Source organism: Microbacterium xanthum, from assembly GCF_034531355.1.
In the GTDB taxonomy this organism is placed as follows: domain Bacteria; phylum Actinomycetota; class Actinomycetes; order Actinomycetales; family Microbacteriaceae; genus Microbacterium; species Microbacterium xanthum.
Genome location: NZ_JAWHUE010000003.1, coordinates 427,464 through 444,847, shown reverse-complemented (window position 1 = coordinate 444,847; position 17,384 = coordinate 427,464). Strand labels below are relative to the sequence as shown.

16 protein-coding genes are annotated in these 17,384 nt (G+C 68.4%); 10 read left to right on the top strand and 6 right to left on the bottom strand.

What is annotated here, in order from left to right:
• Nucleotides 1-64 precede the first annotated feature (64 nt).
• From RZO50_RS12200 to RZO50_RS12180, 5 genes are all read left to right on the top strand, one after another.
• On the top strand, nucleotides 65-364 hold the full coding sequence (locus tag RZO50_RS12200; protein WP_322599996.1) for a DUF427 domain-containing protein: 300 nt from the start codon (nucleotides 65-67) through the stop codon (nucleotides 362-364).
• Between the two features lie 82 nt (nucleotides 365-446).
• Nucleotides 447-1,310, top strand: coding sequence for an ABC transporter ATP-binding protein (locus tag RZO50_RS12195; RefSeq protein WP_322599995.1), 864 nt, complete (start codon nucleotides 447-449; stop codon nucleotides 1,308-1,310).
• A 1-nt stretch (nucleotide 1,311) separates the two neighbouring features.
• A complete protein-coding gene (locus RZO50_RS12190) occupies nucleotides 1,312-1,992 on the top strand; it encodes an ABC transporter permease (protein ID WP_322599994.1) in 681 nt (226 codons plus the stop codon).
• Nucleotides 1,989-2,705 carry an ABC transporter permease gene (locus RZO50_RS12185; RefSeq protein ID WP_322599993.1) on the top strand — a complete coding sequence of 239 codons (717 nt, stop codon included), beginning with the start codon at nucleotides 1,989-1,991 and terminating at the stop codon, nucleotides 2,703-2,705. Before RZO50_RS12190 ends, RZO50_RS12185 begins: the two co-directional genes overlap by 4 nt.
• 66 nt (nucleotides 2,706-2,771) lie before the next feature.
• On the top strand, nucleotides 2,772-3,692 hold the full coding sequence (locus RZO50_RS12180) for an ABC transporter substrate-binding protein (protein ID WP_322599992.1): 921 nt from the start codon (nucleotides 2,772-2,774) through the stop codon (nucleotides 3,690-3,692).
• A 172-nt stretch (nucleotides 3,693-3,864) separates the two neighbouring features.
• Here RZO50_RS12180 and RZO50_RS12175 read toward each other — a convergent pair whose 3' ends face one another.
• The 3 genes from RZO50_RS12175 to RZO50_RS12165 are packed head-to-tail and all read right to left on the bottom strand — an operon-like array spanning nucleotide 3,865 to nucleotide 6,023.
• The gene (locus tag RZO50_RS12175; protein ID WP_322599991.1) at nucleotides 3,865-4,023 is read right to left on the bottom strand and encodes a hypothetical protein; all 159 of its coding nucleotides are present in this window, start codon (nucleotides 4,021-4,023) and stop codon (nucleotides 3,865-3,867) included.
• A gap of 27 nt (nucleotides 4,024-4,050) precedes the next feature.
• Complete coding sequence (locus RZO50_RS12170) at nucleotides 4,051-4,338, bottom strand: metal-sensitive transcriptional regulator (protein ID WP_322600034.1); 288 nt, start codon at nucleotides 4,336-4,338, stop codon at nucleotides 4,051-4,053.
• Entirely contained in the window at nucleotides 4,338-6,023 is a 1,686-nt protein-coding gene (locus RZO50_RS12165) for an FAD-dependent oxidoreductase (RefSeq protein ID WP_322599990.1), read from the bottom strand. The genes RZO50_RS12170 and RZO50_RS12165 overlap by 1 nt, the downstream gene beginning before the upstream one ends.
• 121 nt (nucleotides 6,024-6,144) lie before the next feature.
• On the opposite strand from RZO50_RS12165, the gene RZO50_RS12160 reads away from it, so the two are divergent.
• Nucleotides 6,145-7,956: an ABC-F family ATP-binding cassette domain-containing protein gene (locus RZO50_RS12160; protein WP_322599989.1), complete on the top strand. Its 1,812-nt coding sequence runs from the start codon at nucleotides 6,145-6,147 to the stop codon at nucleotides 7,954-7,956.
• Here the strand turns inward: RZO50_RS12160 and RZO50_RS12155 are convergent.
• Genes RZO50_RS12155 through RZO50_RS12145 form a run of 3 tightly spaced genes read right to left on the bottom strand, consistent with a single transcriptional unit; the run spans nucleotide 7,937 to nucleotide 11,231 of the window.
• Nucleotides 7,937-8,458 (bottom strand): MarR family winged helix-turn-helix transcriptional regulator, encoded by a 522-nt coding sequence (locus RZO50_RS12155; RefSeq protein WP_322599988.1) that lies wholly within the window; start codon nucleotides 8,456-8,458, stop codon nucleotides 7,937-7,939. The genes RZO50_RS12160 and RZO50_RS12155 overlap by 20 nt on opposite strands.
• 53 nt (nucleotides 8,459-8,511) lie before the next feature.
• Nucleotides 8,512-9,537: a LacI family DNA-binding transcriptional regulator gene (locus tag RZO50_RS12150; protein WP_322599987.1), complete on the bottom strand. Its 1,026-nt coding sequence runs from the start codon at nucleotides 9,535-9,537 to the stop codon at nucleotides 8,512-8,514.
• A gap of 47 nt (nucleotides 9,538-9,584) precedes the next feature.
• Nucleotides 9,585-11,231: a glycoside hydrolase family 13 protein gene (locus tag RZO50_RS12145; protein WP_322599986.1), complete on the bottom strand. Its 1,647-nt coding sequence runs from the start codon at nucleotides 11,229-11,231 to the stop codon at nucleotides 9,585-9,587.
• 287 nt (nucleotides 11,232-11,518) lie between these two features.
• Between RZO50_RS12145 and RZO50_RS12140 the strand changes: the two genes are divergently transcribed.
• Genes RZO50_RS12140 through RZO50_RS12125 form a run of 4 tightly spaced genes read left to right on the top strand, consistent with a single transcriptional unit; the run spans nucleotide 11,519 to nucleotide 17,363 of the window.
• A complete protein-coding gene (locus RZO50_RS12140) occupies nucleotides 11,519-12,760 on the top strand; it encodes a sugar ABC transporter substrate-binding protein (RefSeq protein ID WP_322599985.1) in 1,242 nt (413 codons plus the stop codon).
• Between the two features lie 59 nt (nucleotides 12,761-12,819).
• Complete coding sequence (locus RZO50_RS12135; protein WP_322599984.1) at nucleotides 12,820-14,442, top strand: ABC transporter permease subunit; 1,623 nt, start codon at nucleotides 12,820-12,822, stop codon at nucleotides 14,440-14,442.
• 1 nt (nucleotide 14,443) lies between these two features.
• Nucleotides 14,444-15,433 carry a sugar ABC transporter permease gene (locus RZO50_RS12130; RefSeq protein ID WP_322599983.1) on the top strand — a complete coding sequence of 330 codons (990 nt, stop codon included), beginning with the start codon at nucleotides 14,444-14,446 and terminating at the stop codon, nucleotides 15,431-15,433.
• Nucleotides 15,434-15,449: 16 nt separating this feature from the next.
• The gene (locus tag RZO50_RS12125; protein WP_322599982.1) at nucleotides 15,450-17,363 is read left to right on the top strand and encodes a glycoside hydrolase family 13 protein; all 1,914 of its coding nucleotides are present in this window, start codon (nucleotides 15,450-15,452) and stop codon (nucleotides 17,361-17,363) included.
• Nucleotides 17,364-17,384: the final 21 nt, after the last annotated feature.

The window sequence follows — 17,384 nt, the reverse complement described above, 5'->3', positions numbered from 1 at the left end:
CGCCTTCCCGCCCAGGTGTCGTTCTCAGCCGCTACGGTGGGGGAGACGTCCCTCGGGAGGAACCATGAAGGCACGACTGAACGGCACGGTGATCGCCGAAGCCGATGAGAACGACCTCGTCCGCATCGAGGGCAACTGGTACTGGCCGCCCGTCAGCGTGGTCTCCAGTGCGCTCTCGCCGAGCCCGACCGCCTACACCTGTCCCTGGAAAGGCGCCGCGCAGTACTACCACGTCGCCGCCGGAGGGCAGACGCTCGAAGACGGAGCATGGGCCTATCCCGACCTTCGCCCCGGCGCGGCCGATCGGGTCGGCTCGGATTTCGCGGGGTTCATCGCGTTCGACCGGAGCGTCGAGATCTCCTGACCCGGCATCGGCTGCGCTGCGGCCGACCGGTGGTTTGCGACGCGAACGACGCGATTGACGCCCACGACGACAGAGAGCGATGATGGCCGAGACCACACCCGACCCGTCCGGCGACGCCCCCGGCGGGATCGCCTTCCGCGACGTCACGAAGGTCTTCCCGGACGGCACGAGAGCCGTCGGGGAGTTCACCGTCCACATCCCTCCGCATCGCACGACCGTGCTGGTCGGGTCCTCCGGGTCGGGCAAGACCACCCTGCTGCGCATGATCAACCGGATGGTCGAGCCCTCCAGCGGCACCATCACGATCGACGGGGAGGACATCGCCGGCCGCGACCCCGTCCGCCTTCGCCGGAGCATCGGTTACGTGATGCAGAACTCGGGTCTGCTGCCGCATTTCACCGTCCTCGACAACATCACGACGGTGCCGGTGCTGCGCGGCACGCCGCGCCGTGAAGCGCGTTCCCGTGCGCTCGAGCTGATGGACACCGTCGGGCTGGACCGATCCATGGCCAAGCGGTACCCGAGTCAGCTCTCCGGCGGTCAGCAGCAGCGGGTGGGCGTCGCGCGGGGCCTGGCCGCCGATCCGAACATCCTCCTCATGGACGAGCCTTTCGGCGCCGTCGACCCGATCGTCCGCGCCGAGCTTCAGGAAGAGCTTCTGCGGCTGCAGCGCGAGATCGGCAAGACCATCGTTTTCGTCACCCATGACATCGACGAGGCCTTCCTCCTCGGCGACCAGGTCGTCATCCTCGAGAAGGGCGCCGAGGTCGCGCAGATCGGCACCCCGAACGACATCACCGAGGCTCCGGCGACCGCGTTCGTGGAGAGCTTCATCGGCGCGGACAAGGGAAAGCGCGCACTCCGCCTGAAGCGGACCGATCGCGGCACTGTCGTCGTCGACGGCGAAGGGCGCGCTCAGGGGGCGCTCGTCGAGGACGGCGCGTGACGTGGACTGGGTTCTCGACAACCTCGACCTCATCGGCGAATTGACGCTCATCCACCTGCGTCAGAGCATCATCCCGATCGTTCTCGGCTTCCTCCTGTCGGTCCCGCTGGGATGGGTGGCGTGGCGCTACAAGCTCGTGCGCAGCAGCATCATCACCATCACGGGGCTTCTCTACACGATCCCCTCGCTGGCGCTGCTCATCCTGTTGCCGTCGGTGTTCGGCTACAACCTGTTCAGCGACACCAATCTGATCGTGGCCCTGACCATCTACGCGATCGCCCTGCTCGTGCGATCGGTGGCCGACGGGCTGGACTCGGTCGACCCCTCCGTGCGTCAGGCGTCCACCGCGATGGGGTATGCGGCGTTCCGTCGCTTCTTCGCCGTCGAACTTCCCCTCGCCGGACCGGTGATCCTCTCGGGACTTCGCGTCGCGGCTGTCAGCACCATCTCGCTCGCGACGGTCGGGATCCTCGTCGGCGTCACGAACCTGGGATACCTGTTCACCAACGGCTACCAGCGCGAGATCATCGCCGAGATCGCCGCGGGAGTGGTCGCGGTCATGGTCATCGCCCTCGTGATCGACGGGCTTCTGGTGCTGGGCGGGCGGGCGCTCATGCCGTGGAGTCGCAACCGGTCCCGGAAGCGCATCCTGCGGATGGGCACACAGGAGACGGCGGCATGAACCTGTTCGTCGACGCCGTCGCCTGGATCTTCTCCGGGGAGCCCGGAGCCGGCCTGTCCCCGATCGGCCTGGCCGTCCTCGAACACCTGGGGTTCACTTTCTTCTCGGTCGCGATCGCAGCGGTCGTCGCGATCCCCGTCGGATGGCTCATCGGACATACGGGGAAGGGCCGCGAACTGGCGGTGACGATCTCCGGTGCGGCCCGGGCGATTCCTTCCTTCGGGTTGATCCTGTTGCTCGTCCTGGTCTTCGGCGTCCTCCACAAAGCCGAAGCGGCCGTCGCGTCGTTCGTGATCCTCGCGATCCCGTCCGTCCTCGCGGGCGCCTACGCGGGGCTCGAGGCCATCGACCGACGCGTGATCGACGCCGGACGCGCCACCGGCATGACCGAGTGGCAGATCCTCGGCAAGATCGAGGCGCCGCTCGGCCTGCCGTTGCTGGTCGCCGGGCTTCGTGCCGGGACGCTGCAGGTCGTCGCGACCGTTACGATCGCCGCCTACATCGGCCTCGGCGGCCTCGGGCAGTACATCATCACGGGCATCGCGCTGCGCCGCATCGAGATGGTGCTCGGTGGCGCGTTGCTCGTCGCGGCTCTGGCCCTCATCCTCGACGGATTGTTCGCCTTAATCCAGCACGCGGTCGTCCCGCGTGGCATCAAGGCCGCGTCCGGCAACCGGGCGGCTCGCCGCGGGCGGCCCGCGCCCGCCGCGTGAGCCGCGCCCCCCGCATCCGTTCCCACCACCGCAGGTACGTCCTCAACACAGCAGAAGGAGACAGCAATGTTCACAGCACGCAGGTCCAAGGTCGCGGCAGGAGCAGCTCTGGCGGCGTCGGTCGCACTCGTCCTGGCCGGATGCTCGTCGAGCGATCCGCTCGACGACAGCGGCGACACGTCGGGGGATTCCGGCGATGACAGCACCATCGTCGTCGGCTCGCAGGCGTATTACTCCAACGAGATCATCGCCGAGATCTACGCGCAGGCTCTCGAAGGCGCGGGATTCGAGGTGGAGCGGCAGTTCAGCATCGGACAGCGCGACGCCTACATCCCCGCCCTCGAGGACGGGTCGGTCGATGTGTTCCCGGAGTACTCGGGGAACCTGCTGCAGTTCTTCGACCCCGAGACCGAGGCCCGCACCGCGGAGGATGTCTACGCGGCCCTGCCCGATGCGCTGCCCGAGAGCCTGACGGTGCTCGAGCAGTCCAGCGCGAGCGACCAGGACTCGTACACGGTCACCGCGGAGTTCGCGGACGCGAACGGGCTGACCAGCATCGCCGATCTGGCCGACGTCGATGAGACGCTGACCCTCGGCGGCCCGCCCGAGCTCGCCGAGCGGCCGTACGGTCCCGCCGGCCTCGAGGAGACGTACGGCGTGTCGGTGGAGTTCTCGGCCACCGGTGACACGACTGTGCAGGACCTCGTCGCCGGAACCGTGAACGTGGCCAATGTCTACACGGCCGACCCGCGGATCCAGACGCAGGACCTCGTCGTGCTCGAGGATCCCGAGGGTCTTTTCCTGGCCTCGAACGTCGTCCCCGTGGTCAACGCCGACATCGCCGACGAGATCGCCGAGACGATCGACGCCGTCAGTGCGGCGCTGACGCCCGAAGCGCTCGTCGCCATGAACGTCCAGAGCACGGAGGACGAGATGTCGGCTTCCGACATCGCGGCTCAGTGGCTCTCGGAGAACGGCCTCAGCTGACCCGAACGACGAAGGGGCCCCACCGTCACGACGGTGGGGCCCCTTCGTTCGTGTGCTCCTGCGCCGAGCCGCCCCGTTGTCGCCGACCGGGCCCTTTGCTGACGGGTGGAACGGGGCCGCTCGGCGCGAAAGGGGCCGCTCGGCGCGAACGGGGGCAGCTCGGTAGAGCGGTTCAGCGGAGGAAGGCGCTCCAGAAGCCCTTCTTCGCGGGGGTCTCATGACCGGCGCACCGCTGGGCCCGGGGGACGCCGGCGAGCGCGTGCTCGACGTGCTGGCCGCAGCCGGCCCAGGTCGCTTTTCCGCAGGTCTTGCAGGTGACCTGTCGACACATGTCGTGCTCCTTTCGGGAGGTTCGGGGTCAGGCGAGCGTGAGGAAGAGTCTCTCGAGCTCGTCGACGGTCAGGCCCTCGGTCGCTTCCGCGCCGTCGGGGTCGATGACGCAGTCGCGCATGGCCGTGGACACGATGGCGAATCCAGCGCGGTCCAGGGCGCTGGTGACGGCGGCCAGCTGCGTGACGACCTCGCGGCAGCTGGCGTCCGATTCCACGGCGTTGATGACCGCGTTCAGCTGCCCCTGCGCACGTCGGAGCCGGTGGACGATCTTCTTGCGGGCGGCGGCTTGCTCTTCGGGGGTGCCGGTGATCATCACGCGAGGACTCCTTCGGTGACCAGGACGTCGTCGACGGCGTCCCCGAACCACTGCCGGAGGGTGCGGGTGCCGCCGGACAGCGACGTCGAATCGAAGCCGTGCGCCACGAGGACGCGGTGGGCGATGTGGGATCGGACACCGGCGGCGCACAGAACGCGGACCGGGCGGCCATCGGCGGCGTCGCGCACATCGTCGATGCGCTCGCGCAGGTCGGTGTGGGGGATGTTCAGCGCGCCGGGCAGGTGGCCGGTGGCGAACTCCGCGCGCGTGCGCACGTCGAGGATCAGCGCATCCGACCCGTCGACGGCATCTGCCGCGTGCCACAGACGGAGTCGGCCGGTGACGACGTTCTCGGCGACCATGCCCAGCATGTTCACCGCGTCCTTCGCCGAGCCGTAGGGCGGCGAGTAGCTGAGGTCGAGGTCGATGAGGTCCGGAGCGCGGAGGTCGCCCCGCATCGCGGTCGCGATGACGTCGATCCTCTTGTCGATGCCTTCGACGCCCGCGGCCTGGGCGCCGAGGATCCGGCCGTCGGTGGGATCGATGTGAGCGAGCAGGTGGACGGGCGCGGCCCCGGGGAAGTACCCCGCGTGCTGATTGGGGTGCAGATGGATCGTCTCGTAGGGGATCTGCGCGTCGTCGAGGCTCTGCCGGTTGGCGCCGGTCATCGCGACGGTGAGGGACCCCACCCGGACGATCGCGGTGCCGAGGGCCGCCGGGATGCGGCGCGCGGTGGTGTCCCCGCCGAGGATGTCGTCGGCGATGAGGCGTCCGGCGCGGTTGGCGGGGCCTGCCAAGGCGACGGGGCGCGCGACTCCGGTGACGGCGTCGATGCTGACGGTGGCGTCGCCGGCGGCCCACACATCGGCGACGGAGGTGCGCCCGCGGTCGTCCACGATCATCGCCTCCCGCAGCGTCTCGATGCCCGCGTCCGCCGCGAAAGCGGTGTCGGGGCGGACGCCCACGGACAGGACGACGAGGTCGGCGTCGAGGACCGTGCCATCCGCGAGACGGACATGGTCCGCGGCGTCGTCGGACTCGATCGACTCGGCGGCCACCCCCGCGTGCACCGTGATGCCGAGTGCGCCGAGCTCGTCGTGGACGAGGGTGGCCAGTTCGCGTTCGAGCGGTGGGAGGGCGTGCGGAGCGAGCTCGACGACATCCACCGTCAAGCCTGCCGCGCGCAGCGCCTCGGCCGCTTCGACACCGATGAAGCCGGCGCCGAGCACCACCGCGCGGCGTGCGCCGGCGGTGACCTGCTGGCGCAGCGCCACGGCGTCCCCGACGGTCCGCAGAGTGCGGACGCGGGCCGAGTCCAGGCCGGGAAGCGGAGGGCGCAGTGCCGCCGCTCCCGGCGTGAGGATGAGCGCGTCGTAAGGGATCTCGACGGCACCATCGGGCGTGGTGGCGGTGACCGTCTTGGCGTCGGGGTCGATCCCGATGACGTCGTGACGCAGGCGAACGTCGAGATCGAGAGCGGCGCGGAGCGAGGCGGGCGTGTGCAGAAGGAGGTCTTCCGCCTCGGCGATCTCACCGCTCAGGTGGTAGGGGAGGCCGCAATTGGCGAAGGACACCTCCGAGCCGCGTTCGAGGACGATGATCTCTGCCGACTCGTCCAGGCGGCGGGCCCGCGCGGCCGCGCTCATGCCCGCGGCGACGCCTCCGACGACGATGATGCGCATGGTGCTCCTTTCAATACCCCCCGGGGTATGCTTCGGGGTCGACTCTAACATACCCCTGGGGGTATCAACGCGCGGGAGTCCTGGCGGGCATGGCCCCGCCACCGCGTAGCCTGGAAGGTCTATGGCGCATCTTCTCGGGGCCGAGGCCCTGCACCTGGAATTCCCGACCCGTGTGGTCTTCGACTCCGTCTCGCTCGGCGTCGACGAGGGGGACCGCATCGGCATCGTGGGGCGCAACGGCGATGGCAAGTCGAGTCTGCTCGCCATGCTCGCCGGTCGGCTCGAGCCGGACGGCGGGCGGGTCACCGTCCGCGGCGGTGTCCGCGTGGGCGTCCTCGACCAGGCCGACACGCTCGATGACGCGATGACGGTCGCGCAGGCCGTCGTCGGCGACCGGCCCGAGCACGAGTGGGCGGGGGACGCCCGGGTGCGCGACGTGATCGGCGGCCTCCTGGGGGCTCTTCCCTGGGAAGCGCCGGTGCGGGATCTCTCCGGGGGCCAGCGGCGGCGCGTCGCGCTCGCGCGACTGCTCTCCGAAGATCACGAGGTGCTCTTCCTGGACGAGCCGACCAACCACCTCGACGTCGAGGCGATCTCGTGGCTGGCCGATCACATCAAGCGGCGCTGGTCCGCGGGTTCCGGTGCGCTCCTGGTCGTCACCCACGACCGGTGGTTCCTCGACGAGGTGTGCACGAAGACCTGGGAGGTCCATGACCGGATCGTCGAGCCCTTCGAGGGCGGGTATGCGGCCTACATCCTGCAACGCGTCGAACGCGACCGTCAGGCGGCGGCCATCGAACAGCGCCGGCGCAACCTCGCGCGCAAGGAGCTCGCCTGGCTCCGGCGCGGTGCCCCCGCCCGCACATCCAAGCCGAAGTTCCGCATCGATGCGGCCAACGAACTGATCGAGGATGTGCCGGAGATCCGCGACGCCGTGTCGCTGCAATCGCTGGCCGTCTCCCGACTGGGGAAGGACGTGGTGGACCTGCTGGACGCGTCGGTGGTCTATCCCGACCCGCTCACCGGCGACGAGCGGACGATCCTCCACCCCGTGGAGTGGCGCATCGCACCGGGGGAGCGCACCGGGATCCTCGGGGTCAACGGTGCCGGCAAGTCGACCCTGCTGGGGCTCGTCTCCGGCGAGGTCGAGGCCACCGCGGGCCGGGTCAAGCGAGGCAAGACCGTGCAGGTCGCGACGCTCACTCAGCGCTTGGACGAGCTCGACGAGCACCTCGACGAGCCCGTGCGGGTCGTCGTCGGGCGTCTTCGCACGACGTACACCTTCGGGGCGGGGTCAAAGGCGCAGGAGCTCACCCCGGGGCAGCTGCTCGAACGGATGGGGTTCGCGAGTGCGCAGCTGTCCACCCCGGTGAAGGACCTCTCGGGAGGGCAGAAGCGTCGATTGCAGTTGCTGCTCATCCTACTCGAGCAGCCGAATGTGCTGATCTTGGACGAGCCGACCAACGACCTCGACACCGACATGCTCGCCGCCATGGAAGACCTTCTCGACTCCTGGCCGGGGACGCTGCTGGTCGTCTCCCACGACCGCTATTTCCTGGAGCGTGTGACCGATCAGCAGTACGCGATCCTCGGCGGACACCTGCGGCATCTGCCCGGCGGGGTCGACGAGTACCTGCGCCTTCGCGCGCTCGAAGAGCGGGATGGCGGGAGCGCGCCCGTGTCGTCGACGGGCGGCACGAGCGCGGGGTTGTCCGGCGCGGAACGGCGGGCGGCTCAGAAGGAGATGGCATCGCTGGAGCGCCGGCTGGAGAAGCTGGAGAAAGCCATCGACTCCGCCCGCTCCGCGCTCGCCGACCACGATCAGTCTGACTACGTCGGCCTCGGCGAGGAGATGGCCAAGATCACCGCCATGGAGACCGAGCGCGACGAGGTCGAAGAGGCGTGGTTCGCCCTCACGGAGCAGGCGGGCTGACAGATGCTGCGTCGAACCCGAGACTGAGTTTGCGCAACAGCGCGGCCAGGCGGTCCCGGTCCGAGGCCGACAACGCGTGCAGCAGCAGCGCCTCGGCGTCCACCAAGCGGGTGATGGCGGCGTCCACCCGCGTGCGTCCGTCGTCGGTCAGTGTCACCAGGATGCTGCGTCCATCGACCGGGTCGGCCTCGCGCCGCACGAGTCGGCGCGCCACGAGCCGATCGATCCGGTTGGTCATCGTCCCGCTCGAGACGAGGGTCTGGGTCAACAACTGCTTGGGGCTCAGCTGAAAGGGGTCACCGGCCCGCCGCAGTGCGGACAGCACGTCCCACTCCCATGGCTCGAGCTCGCTGCGCTGGAAGGCCTCCCGACGGGCCCGGTCGAGATGCCGCGACAGGCGGTCGACGCGCGAGAGGACCTCGAGGGGGGAGAAATCCAGGTCGGGACGCTGAGATCCCCACGCGCCGACGATGCGGTCCACTTCGTCGGAGGGGGTGCTCATCGGTCCATTATCGCGGGTGTCGTCGGCCGGATGACGAGGATCGACGCAGCGGCTCAGTCATCGCGGAGCGTCGACGGGCGCGCGGTACTCCCGCGGACGATCAGCTCATACGGCGAGTCCTCACGGTGCTCGACGAACGCTCGAGGGGTGTTCAACTGATCGAGAATGGCCACGGCGGCGCGTTCGCCTTGCTGCAGCGGGAACTGGTCGACGGTCGTGAGCTGGAAGAACCCACCGAGTTCGTGGCCGTCGATGCCCACGACCGACATGTCCTCCGGCACCCGGAATCCGAGATCCTTCGCAGCGAGGATCGCACCGATGGCCATCTCGTCCGAGGCGGCGAAGATCGCGGTCGGGCGGGCGCCGGGTCGGCCGAGGATCTGCTTCGCGGCGTGGTAGCCGCCCTCGACGGTGAAATCGGCCGGTTCATAGTGCGTCGGCGGGGGGGAGATCCCCGCGTCCGCGAGGGCCTGGAGGAACCCCTGCCATCTCCGGGTGGGGATGTGGAAGTCCAGGTCGAAATCCGGGTCGGCGCCGATATGGGCGAGACGTTCGTGCCCGAGCGTGAGGAGGTGCTCGGTCGCCAGTCTCGCCAGTTGGACATCATCGACCGAGAGGGTCGGGATGCGGGGGTTCGGCCCACCGACGGCGATGACCGGGATCCCCAAGGACAGTAGGCCGTCGGTCTCCCGCTCGTCGAGCTCGATCGACACCGCGATGATCCCATCGACGCGCCGTCGCCGCAGGAATCCGTCGAGGATGTCGCGTCGGTGGGCGGCGTCACCGGCGACGTGGTGCAGCGTGATGTCGTAGCCCTCGCGTGCCAGTGCCGCGGCGATCCCGCTGAGGATCACCGTGAAGAACCATCTGTCCAGGAAGGGGACGATCACGCCGATCGTACGGGTGCGGCCGGAGGCCAGATTCGACGCGGACGCCGACACCGAGTAGCCGAGCGTCTTCACCGCGGACTCGACACGGGCACGTGTCGCGTCCGAGACGTTGTTCTTGCCGCTCAGCGTCCGCGAGACCGTCGCGGTCGAGACTCCGGCCTCGCGGGCGACATCGTCGATACTCACCATCTCGTCGACTATCCCATGCTCGTGGGGGGTGTGTGGTGTGGGGGTGGTCAGGGGGTGGTGAGCCAGGCGGTGGTGTCGGGGGGGAGGGTGCCGTGGGGGAGGGGGCCGGATTGGGCGATGATGGTGCCGGGTGGCAGGGGGGCGGGGTGGGTGCCGGTGTTGGCGAGGATGGTGAGGGTGCCGTTGCGGAACGCGATGATGTCGTCGGGGTATTCGTTGAGCCAGGTCAGGGTGCCGGTGCCGAGGTGGCGTTCGCGTCGTTCGGCGAGGAGGGTGCGGTAGAGCCAGAGTGTGGAGTCGGGGTCGGTTTCCTGGATGTCGCGGGCGAGGGTGGCGAATTCTTCTGGTTGCGGTAGCCAGGATGCGCCGTCGGGGCTGAAGCCGTAGGCGGGGGCGGTGGAGGTCCAGGGGATCGGGACGCGGCAGCCGTCGCGGCCGTAGCGTTGCCCGTTCGTGCGGAACCAGGTGGGGTCTTGGCGTGCGTGGTCGGGGAGGTCGATCACTTCGGGGAGGCCGAGTTCTTCGCCTTGGTAGAGGTAGGCGGAGCCGGGGAGGGCGAGCATGAGGGTTGTGGCGGCGCGGGCGCGGGCGATTCCGATGATCGGGTCGGGTTTGCCGGGGCTGTCGGGTCCGATGCCGGCGCCTTGGGGGTTTTCCGCGGTGAGGGCGAGTCGGGAGGCGTGGCGGACGACGTCGTGGTTGGACAGGACCCAGGTGGCGGGGGCTCCGACGCCGCCGAAGGCGCGGAGGGAGTCGGTGATCACCTTCCGGAGTGCGGGGGCGTTCCAGGGGGTTTCGAGGTAGGGGAAGTTGAACGCCTGGTGCATCTCGTCGGGGCGGACCCATAGTGCGGTGATGTCGGGGCTGGGCATCCATGCTTCTGCGCACAGGGCCCGGTCGCCGTCGTATTCCTCGAGCACGGTGCGCCAGTCCCGCCAGATTTCGTGCACGCCCGGTTGGCCCCAGTAGGGCACGTCGGCCTGTTCGCCTCCCATGGAGCCGGTATCGGCCGGCGGGGTGTAATCGGGGAGCCCGTCGGCCTTCACCAGGCCGTGGGCGACATCGACCCGGAATCCATCGACACCGCGGTCGAGCCAGAACCGCAGCACTCCGCGGAACATCTCCCGAACCTCGGGGTTGGACCAGTCGAAATCGGGTTGTGACGCGTCGAAGAGGTGCAGGTACCACTGCCCGGGCGTCCCGTCGGGTTCGGTGACCCGGCTCCACGCGGGCCCACCGAACACGGACTCCCAGTTGTTCGGCGGAACCTCACCGTCCTCGCCCTTCCCGTCACGGAACACGTACCGGGCCCGCTCGGCACTGCCCGGGCCCGCGGTCAACGCCTGCTGGAACCACGCATGCTGGTCCGAGGAATGGTTCGGCACCAGATCCACGATGATCCGGATACCCCGGGCGTGCGCACCGGCGAGCATCTCATCGAAATCCGCGAGGCTGCCGAAGATCGGATCCACATCGCAGTAATCGGCCACATCGTAACCGGCATCCTTCTGCGGCGAGACCTGGAACGGACTCAACCACAACGCGTCCACCCCCAACGAGGCCAGATCATCCAGATGCGCGGTCACCCCCCGCAGATCCCCCACCCCATCACCCGACGAATCCGCAAACGACCGCGGATAGATCTGATAAATGACCGCCGAACGCCACCAGCGAGGGTCCTGTGCAGAAGACATGGCGCACAGCGTAGTACAAGCGCTTACATCGCACGCAAGGACATTCCTGGTCCACCCCCGCGCTGGCGGGCGAATCGACACGTACCTCTTGAGACTGCCCACCCCGAGGTCGCCGGGTTCACCATGATGATCACCGAACATCACGAATAGGTATCAGCTGTGCTCAGGTCTAGAGCGGGCGGGGAGGTGCTGATACACATGTAAGCGATTGCACAATCCGGCGACGACTGCCGGGCGGTCGGCGCGTCAATGGGGCGTGAACGAGCAACCAAGAGAGGTAGACACCGATGAAGGTGAGTACGAGGAGCATTGCGGCACTCGGCGGGATCGTGGCCGTTTCGTCGCTGACACTGGCCGGCTGCTCAGCCGGGGCCACGGACGAGGACTCGACGACCGACGACGCCGCGATGGCCGGCTCGATCACGGTCTGGGTGGACGCGGACCGCGCGGGCGTGATGGAAGAGGTCGCCGCGGACTTCACCGCGACCAGCGGTGTCGAGGTCGAGCTGGTCCAGAAGGAGTTCGGCGAGATCCGTGACCAGTTCGTGCAGCAGGTGCCGACCGGCGAGGGGCCGGACATCGCCGTCGGCGCCCACGACTGGCTGGGCGTCCTCGTCACCAATGGCGTCGTCGCCCCCGTCGAACTCGGCGACACCGCAGGCGACTTCGAAGACGTGGCTCTCGACGCGTGGGCCTACGACGGACAGACCTACGCCGTCCCCTACTCGATCGAGAACATCGCGCTCGTGCGCAACACCGACCTCGTCGACGAGGTCGCCACCGACTACGACGACATGCTCGCTAAGGCCGACGCCGCGGGCACCGAGTATCAGCTCCTCGTGGGGTTGGACCCCGAGGCTGCCGACCCGTACCACCTCTATCCGTTCCAGACGTCCTTCGGGGCGCCGGTCTTCGGCACGAACGCGGACGGAAGCTACAACCCCGACGACCTCCAGCTCGGCAACGACGGCGGCGTCGCCTTCGCCGAGTGGCTCGGCGAACAGGGCGCGAGCGGGGTCCTCAACACGAACATCACCGGTGATCTCGCGCTGGAGAACTTCACGTCGGGTGCGGCGCCCTACTTCCTGACCGGACCGTGGAACGTGCCCGCGATCGAAGAAGCCGGGGTGTCCTTCGCCGTCGACCCGATCCCCTCGGCCGGGGGGCAGGACGCGCAGCCGTTCGCCGGTGTGCAGGGCTTCTTCCTCAGCAGCGAGAGCGAGAACCCTCTCGCCGCCAACGAGTTCCTCGTCAACTACATCGGAAGTCCTGATGTGCAGATGGCGCTGTACGAGGTCGGCGGGCGAGCGCCCGCCCTGACGGCCGCGTTCGACGAGGTCGTCGCCAGCGACCCGGTGGTCGCCGGCTTCGGCGAGGTCGGCGCCAATGCCGTACCGATGCCGAGCATCCCCGAGATGGGTTCGGTCTGGCAGTTCTGGGGCGTGACGGAAGGAGCCATCATCAACGGTGGTGACGCGCCGGCTCTGTGGACGCAGATGGCGGACGACGTCCAGGCTGCGATCGAGTGATCTCCCTCCGGTGGGGGCGGTGCGCCGCCCCCACCGGAGCCTGTCCGAAAGGGATGAAGATGTCTGCTCCGGTCACTGACGACAGCGAGACCACCGCTGCGGGCCACGACCCGAAACCCTCGTCGCGCGCGCGCAGAATGGCCGATCACGCGTCGGTCGGGTGGAAGGTGCTGCTCGTGAAGATCCTCGCCATGGGGGTCATCGACGCGCTGGCTCTCTACTCGGTGGTCGTGCTCCTGCAGAGTGAGCAGTGGGTGCCGATCGTCGTGATCCTCCTGGTCACCGGCTTCGCCAACTACGTGTACTTCAGTCGGGGGAACCTGCCCGCGAAGTACCTCATCCCGGGCCTCATCTTCCTGTTCGTCTTCCAGATCTTCGCCGCCGGGTACACCGCGTACGTCGCCTTCACGAACTACGGCACCGGCCACAACGCGGACAAGGACTCGGCTGTCAACGCGCTTCTGCTCCAGGCGCAGGAACGCGTGCCGGACTCACCCGCCTACGGTCTCACCATCGTCGAGCAGTTCGGCGAGCTGTCCTTCCTCGTCACCGATCCCACCGGGGCGGTGGAGATCGGCAACGACCTCGACCCCCTCGCTCCGGTGGAGAACGCGCAGATGGACGGCGGAAAAGCCGTCGGGCTCGACGGGTACTCGAGCCTCGGGTTCGCGGACATCGTGGCGAATCAGAGCGAGATCGCGGCGATGGCGGTGCCGATGAGCGATGACCCGAACGACGGGTCTCTGCGCACTCCTGACGGCTCCACCGCGTACGTGTACACCTCCAAGCTCGTCTACGACGAGACAGCCGACACCATGACCGACACGCGCACGGGAGTCGTCTACGCCGACATCGGCACCGGGGCCTTCACCGCCGAGGACGGCGCCGAGCTGCTCCCCGGATGGCGGATCTGGGTCGGCACGGACAACTTCGAGCGCGCGTTCGCCGAGGATTCGATTCGTGGACCGTTCCTGTCCGTCCTGGTCTGGACGTTCGTCTTCGCCTTTCTGTCGGTCGCGACGACTTTCGTGCTCGGGCTGTTCATCGCGATCGTCTTCAACGACCCGCGCATGAAGTCCAAGAAGTACTACCGCGTGCTGATGATCCTCCCGTATGCGTTTCCGGGCTTCCTGTCCGCACTCGTGTGGGCCGGGATGATGAATCAGGAGTTCGGATTCCTGAACGTGGTCCTCTTCGGCGGAGCGGACATCCCGTGGCTGACCAACGAGTGGCTCGCCAAGTTCAGCATCCTGCTGGTGAACCTCTGGCTCGGCTTCCCCTATATGTTCCTGATCTGCACGGGCGCGCTCCAGGCGATCCCCGACGAGCTGCAGGAAGCGGCCCGGGTGGACGGCGCGAGTGCCTGGCAGGTGTTCCGCAGCATCAAGTTCCCGCTCCTGCTGGTCGCCGTCGCGCCGTTGCTGATCGCATCCTTCGCCTACAACTTCAACAACTTCAGCCTGATCTACATGCTCACCGGGGGCGGCCCGCGCGATGCCGCGGCGGGAGTGAACGTCGGTGCCACCGACATCCTGATCACCATGGTCTACAAGGTCGCCTTCGTGGGCTCCACGGCCGACTACGGTCTGGCCAGCGCCTTCTCGATCATGATCTTCCTGATCGTGGGCACGATCTCGGTGATCGCCTTCCGGCAGACCAAGGCCCTCGAGGAGCTGAACTGACATGAGTGACTTCCGCCCAGGAGCCCGCGCAGCCCGGGGGCTGCTCGACAACGTCGGAGACGATGACGGGCAGATCGCCGCAACCGGCCCGACACGTCCGGGAGCGGGCGTGCGCGGGGAGGCCATCCACACGCGACGACCGTTCCGTCGCTACTTCCGCGAGACGGGCTGGCGCCACCTCGTCGGGATCGGCGTCGGGATCTTCGCGATCTTCCCCCTGCTGTACGTGCTGTCGGCGTCCTTCAACCCGAACGGAACGCTGCTGACCGCGAACGGCCTGTTCCAGCGCATCAGCCTCGACAGCTACGCACAGCTGTTCACCAGCGCCCAGCAACCCTATGGTGCGTGGTTCGTCAACACGCTCGTGATCGGGCTGGTCACCGCGGCCGCCACGGTCCTGCTGGGGGCGCTCGCGGCCTATTCGTTCTCGCGGATGCGCTTCACCGGGCGCCGCTTCGGGCTGACCACTCTGCTCGTGGTGCAGATGTTCCCGCAGCTTCTCGCCGTCGTCGCGATCTTCCTCCTGATGGTGGCGATCGGCGACATCTTCCCCGCGATCGGTCTGAACTCCCAGATCGGACTGATCATGGTCTATCTCGGCGGGGCGCTCGGGGTGAACACGTACCTGATGTACGGCTTCTTCAACACCATCCCCGCCTCGATCGACGAGGCGGCGAAGATCGACGGGGCCGGACACGCCCGGATCTTCTTCACGATCATCCTGCGTCTGGTCTCGCCGATCCTCGCGGTCGTCGGGCTGCTCTCCTTCATCGGCACCTCCAGCGAATTCGTGCTGGCCAGCGTGATCCTCATCGATCCGGAGAAGCAGACGCTGGCCGTCGGCTTGTACAAGTTCATCTCGGACGAGTTCTCCAAGAACTGGAGCGTGTTCGCCGCGGGGGCCGTTCTCGCGGCGATCATCCCGGTGGCCCTCTTCCTCGCGCTGCAGCGGTACATCGTCGGCGGGCTGACCGCGGGCAGCGTCAAATAGAAGGAAGGGTGAGCCCATGCCTCGACGGCCGCACCATGACGGATCCCCCCTGTACGTGTCCACGCAGAGCCCCGCGCTCGGGGAGGCGGTCGTCCTGCGGCTGCGCGTCCCGCACGATGACGGCCCCGCCGCCTCCGTCCGGGTCCTGGCACACCCTGACCACGAGCCGGAGTGGACTCCCGCTCGGTCGCTGGGCGTCGATCACGCATGGGAGTGGTGGGAAGCGTCGATCACGGTGCGCAATCCGCGTCACGGCTATCGATGGCTGATCGTGCGGGGGGACGGTGGTGTGCAGTGGGTGAACCAGAGCGGTGTGCACGACATCGAGACGCGCGATGCCGACGATTTCGCGCTCGTCACGCATCCGGCCCCGCCGGCGTGGATGACCGACGCCGTCATGTACCAGATCTTCCCCGACCGATTCGCCCGATCGGTGCACGCAGACTCCCGCGCGGCCCCCGACTGGGCGACCCCGGCGTCGTGGAGCGACCCGGTCGACCCGGTGCTGCCCGGCCGCTCGCAGCAGTGGTACGGCGGCGATCTGGATGGCATCACCGAGCGGCTGGACCACCTGGTGAACCTCGGTGTGAACCTGCTGTACCTTACGCCCTTCTTCCCGGCTGCGTCGAACCACCGCTACGACGCGGTACGGTTCGACGAGGTCGATCCCCTGCTCGGCGGCGACGAGGCGCTCATCCGGCTCATCGAAGCGGCCCATCGACGCGGCATCCGCGTGATCGGCGACCTCACCACCAACCACTCCGGCGATCGGCACGAGTGGTTCCGGGCCGCCCTCGGTTCGCCCGAGGCGCCTGAGTCGGACTTCTACCTGTTCACCGATCCGGACAACACCACGTACGAGTCGTGGCTCGGCACCCCGTCGCTGCCGAAGTTCAACTGGGGCTCCGCCGAGCTACGGCGGCGTTTCATCGAGGGGCCGGACTCGGTCGTTGCGAAGTGGCTGTCACCGCCCTTCGACGCGGACGGGTGGCGGATCGATGTCGCGAACATGACCGGGCGCCTCGGCGAGGTGGACCTCAACGCGGATGTGCGGCAGACGCTCCGCCGGACGATGATCGAGGTGAACCCCGACACGCTCCTCATCGCCGAGATCACCAACGACGCGTCGCAGGACCTCACGGGCGACGCGTGGCATGGTGCGATGACCTACCCCTCCTTCGCCCGTCCGCTCTGGGGCTGGCTGTGCACGCCGTCCGAGGAGCCGTATCTCACGGCCGAGGGGGCCATGCGCACCGAGCCGTGGTTCTTCGGTCAACCCCTCGGTGGCATCCCCCGCTACACCGGGCGGCAGTTCGTCGACGCCGTCGAGCGGTTCACCGCCGGGATCCCCTGGCGTGTGCGTCTCGGGAACATGCAGACCCTGGACAGCCATGACACCGCGCGTTTCGCGACTCATGCGCGCCCTGAGGTGGTTCCCGTCGCCGTCGGACTGTCGATGACACTGCCCGGACTGCCGGTTCTGTTCGCGGGGGATGAGTTCGGACTGACCGGCGCAGACGGGGAGACCAGTCGCACCCCGATGCCCTGGGGCACCGAGAGCGAACCGGAGACCGCTCTGCGACTCGATCTGTATCGCGACCTCATCCGTCTGCGACGCACGCACCCCGCTCTCGCAACCGGCGGTCTGCGCTGGCTGCACCGGGGCGATGACGCGATCGCCTTCGTGCGCGAGCACCCGCACGAAGCGGTGCTCGTGCTGGCCTCGCGGGCGGCCGCGCGCGTCGTCCTCGAGCCGGGCGATCTCCTCGAGCCCGCCGGCGCGCGACGCGTGTTCGGCCCCGCGGAACTGGCGGTCGGCGACGACGGTGCGGTCGAGCTGCAATCCGCCGGTGCGGCGTTCTCGGCCTGGGCGCTCCCGCGCGTGGAGGTCCCGCGGGCAGGGGGCGTCGCGGCCCATGCGAGTCTGTGATGGCGGCGTGCGGCGGACGCA

Excerpts from the sequence above, each read along its gene's own strand:
- RZO50_RS12200 (WP_322599996.1), top strand. The coding sequence starts at position 65 with ATGAAGGCACGACTGAACGGCACGGTGATCGCCGAAGCCGATGAGAAC.
- RZO50_RS12195 (WP_322599995.1), top strand. The coding sequence starts at position 447 with ATGGCCGAGACCACACCCGACCCGTCCGGCGACGCCCCCGGCGGGATC.
- RZO50_RS12185 (WP_322599993.1), top strand. The coding sequence starts at position 1,989 with ATGAACCTGTTCGTCGACGCCGTCGCCTGGATCTTCTCCGGGGAGCCC.
- RZO50_RS12180 (WP_322599992.1), top strand. The coding sequence starts at position 2,772 with ATGTTCACAGCACGCAGGTCCAAGGTCGCGGCAGGAGCAGCTCTGGCG.
- RZO50_RS12175 (WP_322599991.1), bottom strand. The coding sequence starts at position 4,023 with ATGTGTCGACAGGTCACCTGCAAGACCTGCGGAAAAGCGACCTGGGCC.
- RZO50_RS12170 (WP_322600034.1), bottom strand. The coding sequence starts at position 4,338 with ATGATCACCGGCACCCCCGAAGAGCAAGCCGCCGCCCGCAAGAAGATC.
- RZO50_RS12165 (WP_322599990.1), bottom strand. The coding sequence starts at position 6,023 with ATGCGCATCATCGTCGTCGGAGGCGTCGCCGCGGGCATGAGCGCGGCC.
- RZO50_RS12160 (WP_322599989.1), top strand. The coding sequence starts at position 6,145 with ATGGCGCATCTTCTCGGGGCCGAGGCCCTGCACCTGGAATTCCCGACC.
- RZO50_RS12155 (WP_322599988.1), bottom strand. The coding sequence starts at position 8,458 with ATGAGCACCCCCTCCGACGAAGTGGACCGCATCGTCGGCGCGTGGGGA.
- RZO50_RS12150 (WP_322599987.1), bottom strand. The coding sequence starts at position 9,537 with ATGGTGAGTATCGACGATGTCGCCCGCGAGGCCGGAGTCTCGACCGCG.
- RZO50_RS12145 (WP_322599986.1), bottom strand. The coding sequence starts at position 11,231 with ATGTCTTCTGCACAGGACCCTCGCTGGTGGCGTTCGGCGGTCATTTAT.
- RZO50_RS12140 (WP_322599985.1), top strand. The coding sequence starts at position 11,519 with ATGAAGGTGAGTACGAGGAGCATTGCGGCACTCGGCGGGATCGTGGCC.
- RZO50_RS12135 (WP_322599984.1), top strand. The coding sequence starts at position 12,820 with ATGTCTGCTCCGGTCACTGACGACAGCGAGACCACCGCTGCGGGCCAC.
- RZO50_RS12130 (WP_322599983.1), top strand. The coding sequence starts at position 14,444 with ATGAGTGACTTCCGCCCAGGAGCCCGCGCAGCCCGGGGGCTGCTCGAC.
- RZO50_RS12125 (WP_322599982.1), top strand. The coding sequence starts at position 15,450 with ATGCCTCGACGGCCGCACCATGACGGATCCCCCCTGTACGTGTCCACG.